Annotated in this window: 14 protein-coding genes; 4 read left to right on the top strand and 10 right to left on the bottom strand. The window is 72.1% G+C overall.

All coding sequences use genetic code 11. The features are described from left to right. Positions 1-94: 94 nt before the first annotated feature. From FOF52_RS06950 to FOF52_RS06910, 9 genes are all read right to left on the bottom strand, one after another. Positions 95-1,552 carry an ABC transporter permease gene (locus tag FOF52_RS06950; RefSeq protein WP_248593006.1) on the bottom strand — a complete coding sequence of 486 codons (1,458 nt, stop codon included), beginning with the start codon at positions 1,550-1,552 and terminating at the stop codon, positions 95-97. 38 nt (positions 1,553-1,590) lie between these two features. After that, complete coding sequence (locus tag FOF52_RS06945) at positions 1,591-2,637, bottom strand: ABC transporter permease (RefSeq protein WP_248593005.1); 1,047 nt, start codon at positions 2,635-2,637, stop codon at positions 1,591-1,593. Between the two features lie 498 nt (positions 2,638-3,135). Beyond that, positions 3,136-3,465, bottom strand: a complete 330-nt coding sequence (locus FOF52_RS06940) for a hypothetical protein (RefSeq protein WP_157080130.1) — start codon at positions 3,463-3,465, stop codon at positions 3,136-3,138. Then, the gene (locus FOF52_RS06935) at positions 3,410-4,936 is read right to left on the bottom strand and encodes a hypothetical protein (RefSeq protein ID WP_248593004.1); all 1,527 of its coding nucleotides are present in this window, start codon (positions 4,934-4,936) and stop codon (positions 3,410-3,412) included. Before FOF52_RS06935 ends, FOF52_RS06940 begins: the two co-directional genes overlap by 56 nt. After that, positions 4,921-5,676 carry an ABC transporter ATP-binding protein gene (locus FOF52_RS06930; protein ID WP_248593003.1) on the bottom strand — a complete coding sequence of 252 codons (756 nt, stop codon included), beginning with the start codon at positions 5,674-5,676 and terminating at the stop codon, positions 4,921-4,923. The genes FOF52_RS06935 and FOF52_RS06930 overlap by 16 nt, the downstream gene beginning before the upstream one ends. Positions 5,677-5,903: 227 nt before the next feature. Beyond that, complete coding sequence (locus FOF52_RS06925; RefSeq protein ID WP_157080131.1) at positions 5,904-6,110, bottom strand: hypothetical protein; 207 nt, start codon at positions 6,108-6,110, stop codon at positions 5,904-5,906. A gap of 330 nt (positions 6,111-6,440) precedes the next feature. After that, entirely contained in the window at positions 6,441-7,352 is a 912-nt protein-coding gene (locus FOF52_RS06920; RefSeq protein ID WP_248593002.1) for a carbohydrate ABC transporter permease, read from the bottom strand. Next, positions 7,349-8,368: an ABC transporter permease gene (locus FOF52_RS06915; RefSeq protein ID WP_248593001.1), complete on the bottom strand. Its 1,020-nt coding sequence runs from the start codon at positions 8,366-8,368 to the stop codon at positions 7,349-7,351. Before FOF52_RS06915 ends, FOF52_RS06920 begins: the two co-directional genes overlap by 4 nt. After that, positions 8,361-10,034: an extracellular solute-binding protein gene (locus FOF52_RS06910; protein ID WP_248593000.1), complete on the bottom strand. Its 1,674-nt coding sequence runs from the start codon at positions 10,032-10,034 to the stop codon at positions 8,361-8,363. Before FOF52_RS06910 ends, FOF52_RS06915 begins: the two co-directional genes overlap by 8 nt. A gap of 169 nt (positions 10,035-10,203) precedes the next feature. On the opposite strand from FOF52_RS06910, the gene FOF52_RS06905 reads away from it, so the two are divergent. Further along, on the top strand, positions 10,204-11,454 hold the full coding sequence (locus FOF52_RS06905; RefSeq protein ID WP_248592999.1) for an ROK family protein: 1,251 nt from the start codon (positions 10,204-10,206) through the stop codon (positions 11,452-11,454). 36 nt (positions 11,455-11,490) lie between these two features. Further along, entirely contained in the window at positions 11,491-14,277 is a 2,787-nt protein-coding gene (locus FOF52_RS06900; RefSeq protein WP_248592998.1) for a glycoside hydrolase family 3 protein, read from the top strand. A 45-nt stretch (positions 14,278-14,322) separates the two neighbouring features. Here FOF52_RS06900 and FOF52_RS06895 read toward each other — a convergent pair whose 3' ends face one another. Further along, positions 14,323-14,991 carry a hypothetical protein gene (locus FOF52_RS06895; protein ID WP_248592997.1) on the bottom strand — a complete coding sequence of 223 codons (669 nt, stop codon included), beginning with the start codon at positions 14,989-14,991 and terminating at the stop codon, positions 14,323-14,325. Between the two features lie 439 nt (positions 14,992-15,430). Between FOF52_RS06895 and FOF52_RS06890 the strand changes: the two genes are divergently transcribed. Both FOF52_RS06890 and FOF52_RS06885 read left to right on the top strand, forming a co-directional pair. After that, positions 15,431-15,580: a hypothetical protein gene (locus FOF52_RS06890; RefSeq protein WP_248592996.1), complete on the top strand. Its 150-nt coding sequence runs from the start codon at positions 15,431-15,433 to the stop codon at positions 15,578-15,580. Then, positions 15,580-16,419 (top strand): helix-turn-helix domain-containing protein, encoded by an 840-nt coding sequence (locus FOF52_RS06885; protein WP_341849769.1) that lies wholly within the window; start codon positions 15,580-15,582, stop codon positions 16,417-16,419. The genes FOF52_RS06890 and FOF52_RS06885 overlap by 1 nt, the downstream gene beginning before the upstream one ends. Positions 16,420-16,437: the final 18 nt, after the last annotated feature.

Genomic DNA, 16,437 nt, shown 5'->3' with positions numbered 1-16,437 from the left:
CTGCCTCTCTGTCGTCCCGCCGCGCACCGGCGGGACCCGTGCCCGTGGCGTGTGCGTTCCGCCGCGCCGGTTGCGTGGAGAAGCGGCCCCGCGCTCACCGGCCCCTCCGGATGCCGCGCACCGTGCCCAGCGTCCCCACCGTGGAGAGCAGCAGCGCCACCCCGCCGAGCGCGGCCACCGAAGCGACCGGGAGGAGCTGCGGGAGCAGGGACAGGGCGGCCGCCCCGGACCGCAGCGCCGTCAGGACGGCGATCCACAGGACCACGAGCACCGCCACACCGAACGCCAGCGTGACGGTGAGGACGGTCTCGGCCGTCACGGTGCGGTGGATCTGCCGCCAGGTGAACCCCAGCAGGCGCATGCCGCGGAACTCGTTCCTCCGGTCGAACTGGGCGACGCTGACGGAGTTGGCCGCCCCCAGCACCAGGAAGACCCCGATGAGGACGACGGCGGTGGTGCCGGCGCGGTTCTGCTCGGCCCACTGCTCGGTGGCGACCCGGCGGATGTCGTCGCGGTCGTGGAGCTGGAACGGGGCCTGCTCGAACCCCGAGGGGAAGCGGGCCCGCAGCTCCTGCCGCACGGCCTGCGGGGACGCCGAGTCCTCGATCGTGAGGAAGATGCCGTCGGGCAGTCCGCGGTCCGCGCCGACCGTCTGCGCCGCGGCGGCCCCCAGCGTCAGCGGACGGTTCAGGAACCCGTGGCCCCCGTAGATCCCCGAGACGCGGAACACCCGTTCGGCGGCGGGGCCGGCGACCGAGACCGCGTCCCCGACCGACAGGCCGTTGCTCTCGGCGAAGAAGGTGGTGACCAGGACCGCGTCCGCGTCAAGGGGGTCGAAGGCCCCGTCGACCAGGTCCAGGTCGACGGCCGCGGCCGCGTCGCCGTGCACCACCATCGCGCCCGTCTCCTGCGGAGCCGCGGCGGCCACGGAGACGTCGACAGGCACCCCGTAGGAGAACACCGCCGCCGCCACGCCCGGAAGGTCCTCGACGGCGGCCCTGGCCTCCTCGGCGAACCCGTCGCCCGGTGCGGCCACGACCACGAGGTCCGAGACGAAGCGGTCGCTCTCCTGCTCCCCGAACATCCAGTTGTTGTGCAGTTGCAGTGCTCCCGCGGTGCCGACCAGCGTGATCCCCAGGACCAGCGGTCCGGCCGCACCGGCGAACCTGCGGTGGTAGAAGGCCGTGTTCGCCACGGCCAGGCCGGGGCCGCCGCGAAGGGCGCGGCCCGCGGCCGACCTCAGCAGGGAGGTGGCGCCGCGCATCAGCCAGGGGGCCAGCAGGCCCGCGCCGGCCACCGCCAGCAGCACCACCGCTCCGCTCAGGTAGGAGCCGACCGTGTCCTCCGGCAGGTCGAACAGTGCCAGGACCACGGCTCCGAGCAGTGTGCCGCCGAAGGCGAGGAGCCCGGCGAGGATCCGTCCCCGGCGCAGGACACGTCCCTCGGTGACGGCTTCGGCGAGCGCCTCGGAGGGGCGGACACGCAGCGCGTGCCGTGCGGCGATCACTCCCGCGACCTGGGCCGAGACGGCGACCAGCAGCACGGTCGACACGATCGCCGATCCGGTGTAGTGCAGCCGGAAGGCGGCGCTCAGGTTGCTGGTGAGGCCGATCCCCCGGCGGCCAGGAGGCGGGCGAGGAGGGCGCCGAGCGGCAGTCCCACGACCAGTGCCACGGCGGACAGGACCGCCACCTCTCCCGCCAGCATGAGCCGGACCTGGCGCGGGGTGGCTCCCACCGCGCGCAGCACGGCGATCTCCCTGCCCCGGCTGCGGACGGCCAGGCCGACCGCGCCGGCCACCACCCCGGTGGTGACGACCATGGTCCACACCAGGAGGGTCTGCATCGAGGAGGCGACGAAGCGGTCGTTCTCCGCCGAGACCGCTCCTTCGAACTCGCCCTGGTCGGTGCCGGCCAGGACCGTGTAGCGGCCCCCGGTGGCGGTGAGCACGTCGTCGACCGCCGCTGTGAGGGCCGCCTCGCTGACCCCGTCGGCCGGACGGACCCCCAGGGCGTCGGCGTGGCCGGGATCCAGGCCGCCCAGTTCTGCGGCCCGGGAGTCGGTGAAGAAGAGCGCGGACTGGTGGCGCCACCGCACCGGGTCGGCCGGATCGGCGATTCCCGACACCCGGTACTCCTCGATCGTGCCCAGGACCAGAACGGTGACCGTCTGCCCGACGGCCAGGCCGCCCGCTTCGGCCAGGGGACGGTCGACCACCACCTCTCCGTCCGCCGCGGGCGGTTCTCCCTCACCCACCTCGAACGGGGTGAGCGCGGCGCTGCCCCAACCGTGTCCGAAACCGCGTTCGGTGCCGGGGACGCGGACCACGCGGCCGTCGGGGTCCAGCAGTGTCGCCGGGAAGGTCGTCTCGGGCACCGTCTCGGCCACCTGCGCAAGCTCGTCGAGGGCGGCGGCCAGGGAGAGCGGGACCTGCCCGCCCGGATGCTCCGGGACGACGACCAGAGGAACGCCCGCATAGCGTTCGACCGTCGGCTCCTGGCGGTCCGCCGAGAAGTAGACGAAGGAGAGGCCGCTCACCAGAGCGGCGCTGATCACCAGCACGATCGCGGCGCCCAGAACGGATCCGGGACGGTGCCGCACCGAACGCCAGCCCAGCCACACCGAGGTCAGCCGCATGACGAAGAGAATTCCTGGTCGGGGGCGGAAGGGAAGAGCACGCCACCGGTACGGGGGTGCCGCGTGGACACGGCCGAGTCTAATCCGCGCAGAAGGCACAAAAAAATCCGGCTTTCGTCGCGGAGTGCGGCAGATGAGCGGTCGGCGCAGCTCAACCAGGGTGGAATGCACCGCGAGGCCGTTTCCGGCCATTCGGGAAATCGGTGAGCCGCGGGTTCTCCCGTGTGTCGAGGGTGAGAATTTCGGAGAAATCCTCACCGTGGAGACCGCGGTGCCCACCGGGGAGTCCACAGAAAAGGAAGAAAAAGGGGTCGACTGCCCCAAAGACGCGTACCATCCGGCACCGGAGGCAGGGCGCGGAACACGGCCCTTTTCCGGGAATTCTCCGACAGGGGAAACAGTGCCGTGCGGGCCGTGCCGTCGGGGCGGCAACCGGCGGCCCGCTGCGGCAGCCCTGCCGTGGGACCTCCCCGACGGCCCCTGTGCCGGGCCGGCCGGTCAGGAGCCCGCGGCCTCCTCCGCCGCGTCCTGTCCGGGCCGGCGGTCCTGCTGCATCAGACGCAGACCGGCCACGCCCAGCGCCACCCCCAGGGCGACCATGACGGCGATCACCGGCCACTGCGTCCACGGCGGCAGGTACAGGGCCAGGAACCAGGCCCTGCTGTCCATCCCGGTGACCTTGAACACGCCCGGCACGATGCCCTGCGGGAACAGCGCGACCGGGCACAGCGTCATGCACACGCCCACCAGGAACTGTTTCTGCCGGGGCAGTTCACCGAAGTCCGCCAGCCGGGACGTGCCCGGGTCGCGGCGCCCGGTGCGCATCATGTGCAGCAGTTCGGGGCCGCGCGCGCAGCCCGCGTGCGGCCAGCGCCCCCAGTCCCCACCAGCACAGCAGCCCCGTGGCCAGGCCCACGGGCACCCCCGCCCAGCCGTACAGGACGGCCGCGACCGCGGCGGGCACCGCAGGAAGCAGGCCCAGCAGCATCATGACGTACATCATCCCGGTCGCCGACCCCTCGTCCTCGGTGAGGCGCAGCGGGTTGCCGGAACGCCGGTGCGGGTCGACGCCGGGCACGAGCGCGTACACCGACACCAGCGGCACCAGGCCCGCGCAGCCGCCCAGCAGGGCGGACAGGACCGCCAGCAGCAGCGGCCACGGCCCGCCGACCAGGACGGTGAACCCGACGGTCAGCGCCAGTGCCGCCGGCGTGACGAACAGCAGCCAGGCCAGCTGGCGGCCGCGCACGTCGTCGCCCCCGGGGGTGAGCAGCAGCAGCCACAGCGCGGTTCCGTCGACGCCGTAGACGTTGGCCGACAGCATGGCGGCCATGAGCACGAAGACCGGCCCCGACCACGGCAGCATCTGCTCCCAGCCCGTCAACAGCGGCAGCGCGGCGAAGAACACCCCGTAGGCCAGCGCGAACGTCAACTGGTGGCTGCGCACCGGGTCGCGGGACCAGGTGCGCAGCTCCCGGCCCAGCACCGCGCCCGAGGCCGTGGCGGCGCGCATGCGGCCGCGGCCGCCGGCCGTGGTCCGCGCCACCCCGACCCGCCGGGTCAGCAGCGCCGCCCACGCCGCGAGCAGCAGCGCGACGAGCAGGACCTGGCCGGCGAGCACACCCGCCGACAGCGCCCAGCGGCCCTGGGCCGCCGACTCCACCGCGACCACGCCCCAGCCCGAGGGCAGGGCGTGCAGCACGGCGTCCACCGCCGGAGGCAGGCCCCCGGCCTCGCCGTAGGCGACCGCGACCACCCCGCCCTGGCTGAGCAGCGCCAGGACCAGGGCGTTGAGCACCCCCGAGGCGATCGCGCCCGCCCGGCTGCGCAGGACCAGGCCGAACAGCGCGACCACGACCTTGGACAGCAGGACGAACAGCGCCAACTGCAGCACCGCGGCGGGGAGGGCGACGGCGGCGGCCGCCGCGCCGCGGCCGGCGCCGAGCACGACCAGCCCGCCCAGGGCCAGCAGGCTGAGAGCGGGGCCGGCGCCGACGAACGCGGCCGCCAGCAGTCCGGCCGCCAGCCGCCGGGGCAACAGGCCCAGGGGGGTGAAGAACTCCGGGCGGACCGTCTCGTCCCCGCCGCCCGTGAAGATCGGGCCGAGCAGCCAGCCCAGCAGCCACACCGCGTAGCCGGCGGCGAGCAGTTCGGCCCCGGTGAAGGCGAGTGCGACCGTGCCCGCCGCCCCGGCGGCGCCGAGCAGGACGCCGACGGCGGCGAACCCGGCGCGCCGCCCGCTCATCGAGTGGCGGACGACGGCCAGCTTCATACGGGCCATGGTCAGCGCGACAGCCACGACAACTCCCGTATCCCGCCGGTGTCGGTGCCGACCAGCGACACGAACCGCTCCTCCAGGGTCGACGACCCCCTGACCTCGGCGAGGGGGCCGGCCGCCGCGACCCTGCCCCGGTCGATCACGCCGACGTGGTCGCACAGCTCCTCCACCAGCGCCATGACGTGGCTGGACAGCACGACCGACCCGCCGCCCGCGACGAAGCCCCGCAGGATCGTCTTGATCGTGGCGGCCGAGACCGGGTCGACGGCCTCGAACGGCTCGTCCAGCACCAGCAGCCGCGGGGCGTGCAGCAGCGCGGTGGCCAGGCCGATCTTCTTGCGCATGCCGGTGGAGTAGTCGATGACCAGCGTGGTCTCCGCCCGGTCCAGCTCCAGGACGGCCAGCAGCTCCCCGGTCCGTTCGGCGACCACGTCCTCGTCCAGTCCGCGCAGCGCTCCCAGGTAGGTCAGCACCTCGCGGCCGGTCAGCCACTCCGGCATGGCCAGCCCGTCGGAAAGCACTCCGACCAGCGCCTTGGCGCGTGCGGGGTCCTCCCACACGTCGACGCCGAGGATGCGGGAGCGCCCGGAGTCGGGGCGCAGCAGGCCGACGGCCATCGACAGGGTGGTGGTCTTGCCCGCGCCGTTCTGGCCCACCAGGCCGTAGAACGACCCCTGGGGGACGGACAGGGTGATGCGGTCGACGGCGGTGGCCCCGCCGAACCGTTTGGTCAGCTCGATGGTCTCCAACGCGGCGGTCATGGGCGCTCCGGACGTGGGGGGGCGGGTTCCGGCAGGCCCGGGGGCGAACCGGTCGAGCAGGGAGGACGACTCCGGCGGGTGGGGCCGGTCGGCACGGACCGTGACGGCCGGCCCTTCGAACATGACAGCCATCGGCGGGGAAGGCAAGACCGTGCAGCCCCTTGGAGCGGGATCCGCCGCCCTGGCCGGCCGGAAACCGCGGAGGGACCGGGGCCGGCCGGCGCGTCTCAGTCGGTCCGGTGCGCGCAGGGGTGCGGGGCCGCGGGGTGGGGGCCCAGGTGGACGTGGACCGCGTCGATCCGTCCGCTCTGCACCACCGTTCCGGTGACCGGGCCGCAGACCGTGTTCGCCGTGCCCTGCGGAGCCGTCCCGAGCTCTCCACGGAGTCGTAGTCGCCGCAGCAGCAGGCGGGCGCAGCCCCAGCCGAAGGCCACGGAGAAGACCGTCAGGCCGCACAGCAGGGCGAAGAGGACGACGAGGAGGAGGGCGTCGAGCAGAAAGAGGGCACGCTGACTGGCGTGGGGACCTAGGTCAGATAAAAGCTGTGCGTCACGGCGCCGTGCGCCTGCTCCCGCATCGAGCTGTCCGTGGTCCCGAACCTTTCCGTGATGAGCCTTTGCGTCGGGAATTGTAGCGGTGTGCGGCAGACCGTGTCCACCCGGTGACGTCCTGCCGGGGGTGCCGCAGGCCCCGCCCCCGCGAGGGCCCGCGGCACCCGTGCCCGCCGCCCCGGCACAACCGGGGCGGCGGGCACGGGCAGGCCCTCAGCCCTTCACCGCGCCGATGATGACGCCCTTGGTGAAGTGGCGCTGCACGAACGGGTACATGGCCAGGACGGGTACCAGCGCGATCACCACGATCGCCATCTGCAGGGCCAGGCTGGGCGGCAGGGCACTGGCCGCCTGGGAGGCGTCGGCGAGGGCGCCGACGCTGATGTTCTGGCCCTGCTGCACGTACTGGCGCAGCACCAGTTGCAGCGGCCACTTGGCGTTGTCGTTGATGTAGAGGATCGCGTTGAAGAACGCGTTCCAGTAGCCGACCGCGTAGAACAGTCCGACCACCGCGACCACCCCCTTGGACATGGGCAGCACCAGGCGGGTGAGGATCTTCCACTCGCTGGCGCCGTCCACCCGGGCGCTGTCGGAGACCTCGCGGGGGATGTTCATGAAGAACGCGCGCATCACCACCAGGTTGAACGCGTTGACCGCGGTGGGCAGGACGAGCGCCCAGTAGCTGTCGATCAGCCCCAGCGAGCTGACCATCAGGTAGCTGGGGATCATGCCGGGGCCGAACAGGAAGGTCAGCAGCACCAGGAACAGCAGGGGGCGGTGCAGCAGCGATCCGGGGCGCGCCAGCCCGTAGGCGGCCAGGACGGTGGCGGCCAGGCTGATCGCGGTGCCCACCGCGGTGACGCCGATGCTGACCGCGACGGCGCGGGTCACCACGCCGCCCGCGAACAGTTCGGCGTAGGCGGCCAGGGAGAGCCCGCGGGGGATCACCACCAGGCCGCCCGCGTCGTTGATCGCCGCGGCGGGGGAGAGGCTGGTCAGCACCACCACGTAGAGGGGGAACAGCACCGCCAGCGCGATCGCGGCCAGCACCGCCGCCTTGACGGCGCGTTCGGGCAGGGAGGGGGTCTCGGCCCAGACCGGGCGCTGCCGTGTCGGTGTCGTCATGATGTCCGCCGGTAGATTCCGTTCTCGCCCATCATGTGGGCGACCTTGTTGGCCACCAGGATCAGCGCCAGGCCGACCACGCCCTTGACCAGGCCGGCCGCCGCGCCGTAGCTCCACTCGCCCACCGCGAGGGTCTGCCAGTAGATGAAGGTGTCCAGCACCTCGGCGGCCTGCTGGCCCACGGCGTCGCGTTGCAGGAAGAACTGTTCGAAGCCCACGTTGAGGGCGTCGCCCAGGCGCAGGATGAGCAGCAGCACGATGACCGGGCGCAGGCCCGGCAGGGTGATGTGCCACAGGCGGCGCCACCGGTTGGCCCCGTCCACCGCCGCGGCCTCGTACAGGTTGGGGTTGATGGCGGCCAGCGCGGCGAGGAACACGATCATCCCCCAGCCGGCGTCCTTCCACACCACTTCGGCGGTGACCAGCAGCAGGAACGTGTCGGGGTTGGTCATGATGTCCAACCCGTCGTAGCCGTGCTGGCGCAGCACCTGGGAGATGAGGCCCGCTCCGCCGATGATCTGCTGGAACAGGGTGATGACCAGCACCCAGGAGAAGAAGTGCGGCATGTAGACCACGGTCTGCAGCAGCATGCGGATCCGCGGGGAGAGCACACTGTCCAGCAGGATCGCCAGCGCGATGGGCACGGGGAAGTAGAACACCAGCTGGAACGCGGTGATGGTGAGGGTGTTGAGGGTCGCGTCCCAGAAGGCGGGGTCGGTCAGCAGCCAGTAGAAGTTGTCGAAGCCGATGAACGGGCTGTCCCAGATCCCCCGGTAGGGGGAGTAGTCCTGGAAGGCGATGACGTTGCCCAGGGTCGGGATGTAGTGGAAGACCGTGAGCAGGCCCAGGGCGGGCACCGTCATCAGCAGCAGCTGCCAGTCCTGGCGCAGGCGGGAGCGCAGCGGCTTCCTGCGCGGCTGTGGGTCCCGGCGGGCGCGCGCGGCCTCCCCGCGCTCCCCGGTGGGAGGGGGAGGCGCGGGGGCGGCGGGGCGGGGCCGGGACGTCCGGTCAATCACGGCCGTACTCGGCGAGGACCTCGCCGTAGAAGTCGCGGGCCGCGTCGCCGCCGTCGCGTCGCCACTGGGCGACGATGTCGCCGAGTTCGCTCACCTCGCGGCGGCCGCGCAGGATGTCGGTGATCCTGTCCTCGGTGGGCTGCTCGGCGCTGGCGTAGGAGGAGGGGCGCTGGATGCGGATGCCCTCGAAGGGGTTGTCCTCGGTGTACTGCGCGGCGTCGTTGAACCAGGCGGTGAAGGACTCCACGTAGTCGGGGTACTCGCTTTCGGCGATGGCGTTGTTGCGGCCGCTGATGAACAGGTAGCCGTTGGACACCTCCTTGTGCCCGAGTTCGGTCAGCTCGGGGGCGCCGTCGTCGTTGAGCTCGTGGTGCGTGCCCTCCTCGCCGTAGCGGTAGGCCATGTACTCGGCGGTGCCGAAGGGGGCGGCGCAGTAGTTGAGGATCGCCAGGATCTCGGTGACCTTCTCCTCGCCCAGGCCCTTCTTGATGAACACGCTCTGGTTGGAGGGGTCGTTGCCGTGCAGGGACGGGGTGCCGCCGTCGTGGGCGAAGGCGGGCACCAGGTCCATGCGGAAGTCGGGGTTCTGCGGCAGGATCGCCTGGTAGGCCTCGGTCCAGCCGCCGAAGCCGTCCTGGGTGAGGAGGATCTTGCCGCTGTTGAACAGCTCCTTGGAGTTGGCGCCGGAGCCCGAGGCGATGTCGGGGTGGACGAGTCTGGCGTCGTAGACGCGGCGCATGAACGCCACGGCCTCCTCGAACTCGGGGGTCTCGTAGCGGTGCACGAGCTCACCGTCCTCCAGGCGCCACTCGCGGGGGGCGCGGAAGATCTGGCGGGCCACCCGGTAGAAGTCGCCGAAGGCCCAGCGGTTGTTGCTGGGGTCGTTGATCTCCGCGCCGAGCGCGAACAGCTCCTCGGCGGTGGTGGGCAGGGCCCAGCCGTGCTGGTCGAACAGGTCCTTGCGGTAGAAGATCCACTCCGACAGCGGGTCGGTGGGCCAGGGCACGCCGTGCAGTCGGTCGCCGAAGACGCTCCACTTCCAGGCGTTGGTGGGCAGGCTGGCCAGCATCGGGTAGGGCTCGACCGCAGCTCCGGCCAGGTAGGGGGTGAGGTCCTCGAACAGCTGGGGGGCGGCCTCGGCGAAGTCGGGGATGAGGTTGATGGCCCAGTCGGGGATCATCGTGATGTCGACGACGTCGCCGGCGGCGATCACCGCGTTCATCTTGTCGATGATGGTGTTGCCGTCCTGGAACTGGAAGTCGACGGTGGCGCCCAGCTGGCCGTTGACGAAGTCGTAGAAGGAGTTCTCCCCCAGTCCCGGCGGGATGGGGCCCCACAGCGGGGCCATCGCCTTGTAGGTCCCGCCCCTGCCCGGGGTGCCCTCCACCGCGCGGACCAGCTGGTCGGGGTAGGAGGTGAAGCCGGGCGGGGCGCCGTGCCGGCCGGGGATGTCGGGTTCGACGGCCTCGAACGGGATGTAGTCGGGGACGAGCGCGTCCAGTTTGTCGAGGTCGGCGGCCGATCCGCTGCTGCCCGGGCGGGGTCCGTCGGGGGCGCAGGCCGACAGCAGGCCGCCGCCGGCCAGCAGTGCGGCGGCGGTGCCGGTCAGGCCGAGGAAGCGGCGCCGGCTCGTCGTCCAGGCGGGTGAGGGGCGGGAGTGTCTCATGGTGGTCCCTTCGGGGGAGGGAGGCCCTGTTGTTTTGCGGTCACTCTCTGGAGTCCGGAGGGCGACCGCGATAGAATTAGTTCGGGTTATAGACAAACAAATTACTCGTGAGTGATGCGGACCACAAGATCCGCAACCGAAGCGCTGCGAAACGGGAACGGGACACACGGTGATCGGCAGGACAAGAGACCCCAACAAGGCAGAGGTGGGCGACGTCCGCGCCACCAACCTGGCCCTGGTGCTGCGCTGCGTCCGCGAACAGGGCCCCTGCTCGCGGGCCGACATCGCCGCGGCCACCGGACTGAACAAGACCACCGTCTCCAGCCTGGTCTCCGAACTGCTGCGGCGCCGGCTGCTGCGCGAGACCGGCACCACCGAGAACCGGGTGGGCCGCCCCGCCATCATGCTCACCCTGGACGGCGCCTCGTGCGCGGCCATCGGCATCGAGGTCAACGCCGACTACCTCACCGCCGTCGCCGTCGACCTGGCCGGCCGCCCCGTGCTGTCGTGGCGGCGCGCCTTCCCCGCCAGCACCGTCCCCCCCGCGCGCGCCGTCACCGCCGTCACCGCCCTGGCCCGCCGCGTCGTCACCCGCATCGAGCACGACGGCCGCCAGGTCCTCGGCCTGGGCGTGGCCCTGCCCGGCCTGGTCGACCCCGACGGCCGAGCCCGCCTCGTCCCCGCCCTCCACTGGCGCGACGTCGACTTCGCCGCCGAACTCGTCGACGCGCTGCGCGGCCCCGGCTTCCCCGTGGAGATCGGCAACGACGCCAACTACGCGGTCCTGGCCGAACACCGCTTCGGCGAGCACGTCGGCACCCGCGACCTCGTCTACCTCACCGGCGGCACCAGCCTGGGCGCGGGCCTGCTCGTCGACGGGGCACTGCGCCGCGGCCACTCCGGCTACAGCGGCGAGGCCGGACACATCCCGGTGCCCGCCCCCGGCGGCTCGGCGCGCCTGGAGACGGTCGCGTCGGTGACCGCGATCGCCCGCCGCACCCTGCCCGACGAGGCCCGCGATGACGGACACCTGTCGCTGGCCGAGGTGGAACTACGCATCGACGAGATCGTCGCCCGTGCCCGCGCCGGCGACACCACCACCCTGACCCGCCTCGACGAGGCCGCCCACGACCTGGCCGCAGGTGTGTTCACCCTGGTCAGCGTGCTCGACCCCGAACGCGTCATCCTCGGCGGCTACTACGCCGAACTCGCGCCCTGGCTGCTGCCCGTGGTCAACGGCCTGCTCGACACGCGCGGCGTGGCGGTCGAGGAGCCCATCGCGGTGCCCTCCACCCTCGGCCTGGACGCCCCCGCGCTGGGTGCTGCCGCCCGCATCCTCGACGCCGTCGAGGAGGGCCGCCTCCCCGACGGCACCACCCCGACCCACGACCTCGCCGCGGCCGCCCGCGCCCCCCGCTGACCCCGGCCCGCCCCCACGACCAGATTGGGACCCACCGTGACCGAACCCTTCCGCGACCCCTCCCTCAGCCCCCGAGAGCGGGTCCGCGACCTCGTGGCCCGGCTCACCACCGAGGAGAAGATCGGCCTGCTCCACCAGTACCAGCGGCCCGTGCCCCGCCTGGGCATCGGCCCGTTCCGCACCGGAACCGAGGCCCTGCACGGCCTGGCCTGGCTGGGCCCGGCCACCGTGTTCCCCCAGGCCATCGGCCTGGCCAGCACCTGGGACCCCGACCTGGTGCGCCGGGTGGGCGCGGCCACCGCCGCCGAAGTGCTCGCCTTCCACACCAAGGACCCCGCCGGAGCGGGCCGCAACGTCTGGGCGCCGGTCGTCAACCCGCTGCGCGACCCCCGCTGGGGCCGCAACGAGGAGGGCTACTCCGAGGACCCCTGGCTCACCGGCGTCATGGCCGTCGCCTACGCCCGCGGCCTGGCCGGGGACGACCCCGACCGGCTGGACACCGCCCCCACCCTCAAGCACTTCCTCGCCTACAACAACGAGACCGACCGCTGCACCAGCTCCAGCCACCTGCCCCCGCGCGTACTGCACGAGTACGAACTGCCCGCGTTCCTGCCCGCGCTGCGCGACGGCTCCGCGGTCGCCGTCATGCCCTCCTACAACCTGGTCAACGGCCGCCCCGCGCACCTGAGCCCCCTCATCAACGAGGTGCTGCGCGCCGCCGCCCCCGACGAGCTGATGGTGGTCAGCGACGCCATGGCCCCCGGCAACCTCGTCGACCCGCAGCACTACCACGCCGACCACGCCACCGCCTACGCCCACGCCCTGCGCGCCGGGGTCGACAGCTTCACCCAGGACGACGACCGCGCCGAGGCCACCCTCGGCCACCTCCGCGACGCCCTGGCCCGCGGCCTGCTCACCGAGGCCGACCTGGACCGGGCCGTCACCCACATCCTGTCGGTGCGCACCCGCCTGGGCGAGTTCGACCCCGGCCTGCCGCTCCGCGTCGGCACCGACGTCGTCAACTGCCCGGCCCACCAGGCGCTGGCGCGCACCGCCGCCCGCCGCTCCATGGTGCTGCTCAAGAACGACGGCCTGCTGCCGCTGTGCGCCCCGCGCCGCGTCGCCGTCATCGGCCAGCTCGCCGACACCCTCATGGAGGACTGGTACAGCGGCACCCTGCCCTACGCCGTCACCGCCCGGACGGGACTGGCCGAACGCACCGAGACCGTGTTCTGCGAGGGCGTGGACCGCATCGCGCTGCGCACCGACGAGGGGTACCTGACCGCCGGAGCCGAGGGCACGCCGCTGACGCTGACCCCCGCCCCCGGGTTCGGACCCGTCGCCGAGTCCGCGGCCTTCGACCTGTTCGACTGGGGCGGGGCGTGGGCGCTGCGCGCGGTCGTCAACGGCCGCTACGTCTCCGAGACCGAGGACGGCCACCTCACCAACGACCAGCCCGGACCCAACGGCTGGGAGGTGCGCCAGACCTTCCGCTGGCAGCCCGACCCCGGCGGCACCGGCGTGCTGCAGCACCTCGCCACCGGCCGCTACGTCGCCGTCGGCGAGGGCGGCGTGGTGACGCTGACCCCCGACGCCGACGCGGCGGCGGTGTTCACCGTGGACGTGCTGCGCTCGGGCGCGGCCGAGGCCGCCGCGGTCGCCGCCACCGCCGAGGTCGCGATCGTGGTCGCCGGAGACCACCCGCTGGTCAACGGACGCGAGACCGAGGACCGCACCGACCTGGACCTGCCCGCCGCCCAGGAGGAGGTGCTGCGCGCGGTGCGCGCCGCCAACCCCGCCACCGTCCTGGTGCTCAGCAGCGGCTACCCCTTCGGAGTGGTCTGGGCCGACGAGCACGTCCCGGCGATCCTGTGGTCGGCGCACGGCGGACAGGAGTACGGGCGGGCACTGGCCGAGGTGCTCTTCGGCGACGCCGACCCGGCCGGGCGCCTCACCCAGACCTGGTACCGCTCCGCCGCCGAACTGCCCGACCTGTTCGACTACGACATCATCGCCAACGACGCCACCTACCTGTACTACCTGGGCTCGCCGCTGTACCCCTTCGGGCACGGGCTGAGCTACACCACCTTCGACTACGCCGACCCCCGGGTGCACGTGGACGGCGACCGGGTGGCGGTGGAGGTGAGCGTCGCCAACACCGGGGACCGCTTCGGCGAGGAGGTCGTGCAGTGCTACACCCACCAGCGGGTCTCCCGGGTCAAGCAGCCGCTGCGCAAACTCCAGGGGTTCGCCCGGGTGGCCCTGGAACCGGGGGAGACCCGGCGGGTGCGCGTGGAGTTCCCCGTCGCGGCGCTGGCGGTCTGGGACGTCACCCGATCCCGGTTCGTGGTGGAGGACGCGCCCCGCACCGTGCACCTGGGACGCTCCGCCAAGGACCTGCGGGTGTGCGCGCCGCTCCAGGTCCCGGGTGAGGCCATCGGGCCGCGCGCGGCCGCACGCATCCAGGCCGCCGACAACGACGAGTACCACGGGGTGGTGCTGTGCGCCGCGGCGAAGGAGAGCGGCGACGCGGTGCGCGCCACCGAGTCCGCGGCGTGGGTGGCCTTCCTCGACGTGGACTTCTCCGCGCGGCCCGAGCAGGCGGTGCTGTCGGTCAACGCCGCCGAGGCGGGACGGCTGACCCTGCGGGTGGACAACCCGATCGGCGGACCCGTGGTCGGCACCGCCGAGGTGGCGGCATCAGCTGACCGGTTCGACTTCACCGAGGTCCGCGTCCCGGTGGCCGGCCTGTCCCAGCGGCGCGACCTCTACGTGGTGTTCGAGACCGCCGGGACGGCCCTGGCCTGGGTCGACCTGTCCTGACAGGCGCGGGTGGGCGGCGTCGCGCGCAACGCCGCCCACCCCGGGTCACGCCGCGCCCATGCCCAGGCCCATCTTGGACCCCAGACCCATCTTGGACCCCAGGCCCATGCGGGAACCCGTCTTGGCTCCCATGCCCATGCGCGAGCCCATCGCCCGCATGAACCCCAGCTTCTGCTGGGTGGCCTTCTGCTGTTCGCCGTGCAGGGCGTTGAGCACCACCAGGGCGCCGGTCAGGGCGGGCACCGCCCACTGCGCGATCCGCAGCTTGCGCGAGGTGTCCTCCAGCGTCTCGGGGCTGTTCGCGGAGGACGCGCTGTCGAGCGGCTCGGGCGAGGTGGCGGCCTCCTCGGCGCGCCGTCCCAGCATCCGGGAGTAGGCGGTGGCGCCCAGCGCCGCGGCGGTCACCGCGGTCTTGGCGACGGTCGAGGCGCCCACGCCCTTCTGGTTCATCACCCGTTCCCGGTTGGCGCCCAGCAGTCCGGCGCCGCCGACCAGGTGCGCGCCGATCGCGGCGAGGTTGAGCGGGGCCCACTTGTCCCATCCCGCGCCGGAGATGCGGATCGACTCGTTGAGTCCTTTGGACTCCTGGTCCGCGGCCTTGTTCAGACCGACCGCCCCCATGAGGGAACCGCCGAACCACGCGGCCAGGCCCAGGTCGTGCAGTCCGCGCACCACGGTGTTGCGCTGGGCCATCTGCATCATCTGCATCTGCATCGCAAGCGCCTCCAAAGGCGAGAAGCAGGGTTGAAGGTCGTGCGGCCCGCTAGCCGAGAAAGCCCAAAGCAATCACTGCTTCGTGTATGGATTTCCCTTCGCGGTCCCTTTGTCCGAGGGGTCTGCTTTGCTTCGGACAGCAGGGCAGGGGCGGCGCCGGTGCGGCCGTGGACGGTGGAGCGGACCTGGTCGGGTGCGCCGGGTGGTTGGTGTGGAGTCCTTCAGTGCGTGACTCCAGGCTTTCGGGGCCCCGGTGTCCGTGGCCGAGGACGGTCCGTGGGCCGCGTCCCACCGCCAGTCCCCCCGGGGGACCGCAGCCGCCCGCTGCCATGTCCTCGGCCCGCAGCCACCAGACCGGTCGGGACGGGAGGCTCGCACCGTCTCCACCGGTGGACCGAGTGGGCGTGGGGTGTGTGCGGTCCAGTGGCCGTGTTGCCATGTGGTGCTGATGCGCTATGAGGAGGACGGCACCCAGATCGACCGTCTGTTGCTGGAGGACGTCGACGTCGACGAGTACATCGCCCGCAAGGATGCGGCGCTCGCCATGGCCACCCCCTACCAGGAGTACCGGGCTAGGCTCGACGGATAGTGCTGGAACCAGAAGATCTCGGTAAACGCAAGAGTGACCTCGCACAGGAGTTGCGACGGCTGCGCAGGCAAGCTGGTCTCACGGGAGACCGGCTTGCCGCGCGTGCGGGTATGAGTCAGAGCAAGATCTCCAAGATCGAAACTGGCAAGATTCTGCCCTCGCTCCTCGACGTGGAGCGCCTCCTCCGCGCGCTCGGTGCCGAGCCGCGGGTCGTGGAGGAGCTGTCCGCACTCGCTCGCCGCGCCAACACCGACTACCAGGACTGGAAGGCATCCCTGCGCAGAGGCCTTCACCACAAGCAGCAGGAGCTTGCCACCCTGGAAGCCACTTCCTCGCGGTTCCGCTATTTCCTACCCGCGATGATCACCGGCCTGCTCCACACTCCCGAGTACGCCAGAGCCAGTCTCGCCACCACCCGGGGGGACCATTCCAAGGCCATAGCCAGACGTCTCGATCGACAGGCGGTGCTTTATGAGGAGGACAAGCACTTCACCTTCATCCTGACCGAACAGGCCCTGCGATGGCCACTCTGCCGGGGGAAGGCCATGTCGGTTCAGATGGGGCGTCTTTCTTCTCTTTCGGAACTGCCGAATGTTCGTATCGGAGTCATTCCGCTCCGGTCGTCTCCGATCCCCGAAGGGCCGCTCACCACGTTCACGATCTACGACGACGCTTTGGCTACCGTAGAGATGTTCACCGGGGCCCTGCTGCTCCGTGACCCTCGTGACGTCCACTACTACCTGGAACTCTTCGCTTCCTTCGAGCGCGCAGCTCTCTTCGATGGCGCGGCTCGCGGCTTTATCGCGAATATCGCCAAGGACTTCCGCAACCAGTCTTGAATCCATTTTATTCCCTTT

This window comes from Thermobifida alba (assembly GCF_023208015.1).
Classification (GTDB): Bacteria; Actinomycetota; Actinomycetes; order Streptosporangiales; family Streptosporangiaceae; genus Thermobifida; species Thermobifida alba.
This window is presented reverse-complemented; position numbering and strand designations above follow the sequence as displayed.

Coding starts and splice junctions, on each gene's coding strand:
- FOF52_RS06945 (WP_248593005.1), bottom strand. CDS start 2,637: ATGCGGCTGACCTCGGTGTGGCTGGGCTGGCGTTCGGTGCGGCACCGT.
- FOF52_RS06940 (WP_157080130.1), bottom strand. CDS start 3,465: ATGATGCGCACCGGGCGCCGCGACCCGGGCACGTCCCGGCTGGCGGAC.
- FOF52_RS06930 (WP_248593003.1), bottom strand. CDS start 5,676: ATGACCGCCGCGTTGGAGACCATCGAGCTGACCAAACGGTTCGGCGGG.
- FOF52_RS06920 (WP_248593002.1), bottom strand. CDS start 7,352: ATGACGACACCGACACGGCAGCGCCCGGTCTGGGCCGAGACCCCCTCC.
- FOF52_RS06910 (WP_248593000.1), bottom strand. CDS start 10,034: ATGAGACACTCCCGCCCCTCACCCGCCTGGACGACGAGCCGGCGCCGC.
- FOF52_RS06895 (WP_248592997.1), bottom strand. CDS start 14,991: ATGCAGATGCAGATGATGCAGATGGCCCAGCGCAACACCGTGGTGCGC.